Origin of the sequence: Salidesulfovibrio brasiliensis JCM 12178, from assembly GCF_001311825.1 — a bacterium.
GTDB classification, from domain to species: Bacteria; Desulfobacterota; Desulfovibrionia; order Desulfovibrionales; family Desulfovibrionaceae; genus Pseudodesulfovibrio; species Pseudodesulfovibrio brasiliensis.
The window spans coordinates 1-3333 of the sequence record NZ_BBCB01000145.1 but is presented as its reverse complement, the minus strand read 5'-3'; the positions used below and the strand labels follow the sequence as shown (position 1 = coordinate 3333).

At 65.1% G+C, this 3333-nt stretch carries 3 protein-coding genes; 1 reads left to right on the top strand and 2 read right to left on the bottom strand.

The window, feature by feature from the left end; all coding sequences use genetic code 11:
- Positions 1-72: 72 nt before the first annotated feature.
- Positions 73-1968 (bottom strand): [protein-PII] uridylyltransferase family protein, encoded by a 1896-nt coding sequence (locus JCM12178_RS17125; RefSeq protein ID WP_054653175.1) that lies wholly within the window; start codon positions 1966-1968, stop codon positions 73-75.
- Positions 1938-2288: a nucleotidyltransferase domain-containing protein gene (locus JCM12178_RS17120; RefSeq protein WP_083466022.1), complete on the bottom strand. Its 351-nt coding sequence runs from the start codon at positions 2286-2288 to the stop codon at positions 1938-1940. The genes JCM12178_RS17125 and JCM12178_RS17120 overlap by 31 nt, the downstream gene beginning before the upstream one ends.
- 47 nt (positions 2289-2335) lie before the next feature.
- Between JCM12178_RS17120 and JCM12178_RS17115 the strand changes: the two genes are divergently transcribed.
- The gene (locus JCM12178_RS17115) at positions 2336-3322 is read left to right on the top strand and encodes an amidoligase family protein (protein ID WP_054653171.1); all 987 of its coding nucleotides are present in this window, start codon (positions 2336-2338) and stop codon (positions 3320-3322) included.
- The last annotated feature ends 11 nt before the right edge of the window (positions 3323-3333 follow it).

Here is a 3333-nt window from a genome sequence, read left to right as displayed (position 1 = left end):
GGGAGTTGCGGCGCGCGTGCAGCCGCCCGGCCACGTCCAGCTTCCCGGCCATGGCCCATGCGATGCTGGAACTCAGCCGTGAAATAAGGTCCTCGTCCGGTTCGCGCCCGCCCTCGCGGGAGACGGTGAACACGTCCACCGCCGCGTCGCCCTTCCATGTGAACACATCCGCCGAGAGAATTTCCAGCCCGTGCAGGCCGAGGCATCCCGCCAGCGTGGCGAACAGCCCGGTGAGTCATGGGCCGCCACGGTCAGCGTCCGGACGTCGGGTGCGGGACCGGGAGAACAGTCGATGACGTTTACTCCGAGACCACCCTTGCCGCCGGGCTTGCGGATGCGGTCGGCCTCCACCTTGGCGTCCAGTTCGCGCACCAGCTTTGCGTGTCCGGCCAGCACCTCGGCACTGACTGACCTGAGCGCGCGTGAAGGGATGCGGGCCGCAGTGTCCGGGTCGTCGAGCATGTCGGCCACGGCGCGGCGCAGTTCGGTGGGGTCGCGCTCCTGCTTCTCCGGGGCATCGGTTTTGTCGAAACAGGACCGGGCAGCGCGGTATAGGCGAAGGCGAAGGCTGCGGTTCCAGCCGCCCATCAGTCTCGGGCCGGTGGCTTCTGCATCGGCCTCGGCCAGCAGTTGCAGCATGTCCAGCCGTTCGGGGGTGACGCACGTCTCGGCGATGCTCTGGGCCACGCCCGGTTCATCCGGATCGCGCCGGGCCGCCGTGGCGGGGAGCAGCAGGTGGTTGCGGACCATGAAGGCCACGTCGTCGATGCAGGGTTGGTCGAAGCCGAAGCGGGCCATGGCCTCGCGGGCGATGCGCTCCCCGGCCAGCTCGTGGTTCGGTTCTTCCTTGCCGAGGTCGTGAAACAGGGCCGCGAGCATTAGCCGTTCGGGGGAGGGCAGGTGTTCGGCAAGCGCACCGCCTCCGCCGCGCCGTCCGGCAAGCATGTCGCCGATGATGGCGCAGGTCTCCAGCGTGTGGCGGCCTACGGGGTGGATGTGTACGTCATCGAACTGCACCAGATGGCGAACGGTCTCGAACTCGGGAAGGATGGTCCCGAGCAGGCCGGTGCGCGAGAGGGTCACCGCCGCAGGCCGGGCGTTGGTCTGGAGAAAGAGGTGAATCATAGCTTCCAGCGCGTTGCGGCTGTAATGCAGGCTGTCGCTATGGCGGTTGATGGCGGCGGCGATGGTCCGCCTCGCCGCCCATGAGATGGGAATCCCGCTTTGGGCGCTGGACAGGAAGATATCCATGAGAACGCCGGGATTCGGTGCGGGCTTCACGAAGCGCAGTCCTTCGGGTGAGACAGTGATGCTTTCCGGGAGGTTGCGGGCCGAGAACCGGCCCTTGGCCGCGTGCAGCACTGCGGCTTCCCGCATGGCGGCGATGCGCCCCATGGCCCGGTGCAGGCGGGTCAGGAAGAATTCCACCGCGCGCCCGGCCTTGTCCGCCTTGTCTTCCTGTGCAACATAGCCGAGCGCCGTGGCCGTGGCCCGTTGCAGGTCGAAATGCAGGGTGTCCTGTTTGCGGCCCGCCACATAGTGCAGCGCGGTCCGCACCCGCATCAGAAAGGTTTCGTGCTGACGAAGCTCTGCCAGCTCTTCGGGGAGGAACGGGCAGGAGTCCGGCCCGGCCTGACGCAGCCAGTGGACGGTGTGCACGTCCCGCAGGCCGCCCACGCCGTTCTTGAGGTTCGGTTCAAGCAGGCTGCCGGAATCGCCATGGGTTTCTTCCCTGCCGCGCACTTCGGCTGCCAGCGCGCGGGCGAAGCCGGTGAGCCGCCCATTGAGCGCCTTCTTCGTAACGGCGGTCTTCATGGCCGTGAATACACGATGGTCGCCGTAGAGGAGGCGGGCGTCCATGAGTGATGTCAGCACCTGATGATCCTCGCTTGAGAGCGAGGCGCAGTCGCGTACGGTGCGCACGCCGTGGCCCACTTTCAGGCCGAGGTCCCAGAGCGGATGCAGCAACGCGGCCGCGAACGCTTGGCCTCTGCCGGGAGCTTGCCGGAAAAGAGCACCATCACATCAATATCCGAGCCGGGGCAGAGCACGCCCCGGCCGTATCCGCCCACGGCCACCAGCGCCATGGGGGCGGATGGAAGCGACCCTTCAATCTCGATCTCCTTGACGCGCTCGACGAAATAATGGTCCACCTCATGGCTGAGGGCCTCGGGGAACGAGGGAGAGACGCCGTCAGCAAGCCGGGAGATCAGCCTGTTGCGGCCGGTCTCCAGTTCCTGCATCGCGCCCCGTGCATCTTTTTCGGAATGTGGTACGCTGTTGCTCATGATAACCAAGTGCGGCGACAGATCGCCGTCCAAGCTGGAGTGAAATAATGATACTTCCCGATATACGTGAAAAGGCCGACGGTTCCGAGCGCCGGGTCGGTCTTGAGTTCGAATTCGCCAAGCTCGGGCCGGAAGAGGCCGCCGATGCCGTGTACGCGGTGTTCGGCGGCGATGTCCGAAAGAAGAACAATTTCGTCTACACCATCGAGGAGACCGCCTACGGCAAGTTCACCGTGGAAATGGACGCCTCCATGCTCAAGGAGAAACGTTACGAGCATTACCTGAGCATGCTGGGCGTCGACGTGACAGAGGACGCCGAGCGCATCGAGAGAATCCTTCTCGGCCTCACGGCCGACCTTGTGCCTTGCGAGATCGTCACTCCGCCGCTGCCGTTTTCCTCGCTCAACGAGGCCGAGGACCTGCGCTCCAAGCTGCACATGCTGCACGCCATGGGCACCCGGGCGAGCTTTACCTACGCCTTCGGCCTGCACCTGAACGTGGAGCCGCCGGACACGGAGCTGGAAACCATCAAGGCCTACCTTGTCTCCTTCCTGCTGCTGGAGGACTGGATTCGTCAACGCGGCGTCGACCTGACGCGGGTTCTGTCCCCCTACATCGACACCTTTCCCGGCAAGTACCTGACGATGGTTTTCGATGAGGGTTATCATCCCGAAAGCATTGAAGAGCTGGCCGACGATTACATGACTTACAATCCCACGAGGAACCGGCCCATGGACATGCTCCCCATGTTCTTGGAGCTGGTGCCGGACGTGCTTGAGCGGCATCCGGTGGAGCACCATCTCATCAAGGGACGTCCGGCGTTCCATTATCGCCTCCCCGACTGCCGTCTGGACGATCCCGGCTGGACCGTTGCGCAGGAGTGGGAAGTCTGGCTCGAGGTGGAGCGGCTGGCGCGGGACCATGAACGGCGCGAGGCCATGTGTCGCGACTGGTTTGAGGCCCGGCGCATCAAGGAACGGATTCTCGGCGTGCCTTGGCCGGAGCGGGTGGAGCAATGGCTCGGCCGGTCATAGGCGTCTGCGGG

What these genes read in the sequence shown, in the direction of transcription:
- JCM12178_RS17115 (WP_054653171.1), top strand. Translation starts at nt 2,336, where the DNA reads ATGATACTTCCCGATATACGTGAAAAGGCCGACGGTTCCGAGCGCCGG.
- JCM12178_RS17120 (WP_083466022.1), bottom strand. Translation starts at nt 2,288, where the DNA reads ATGAGCAACAGCGTACCACATTCCGAAAAAGATGCACGGGGCGCGATG.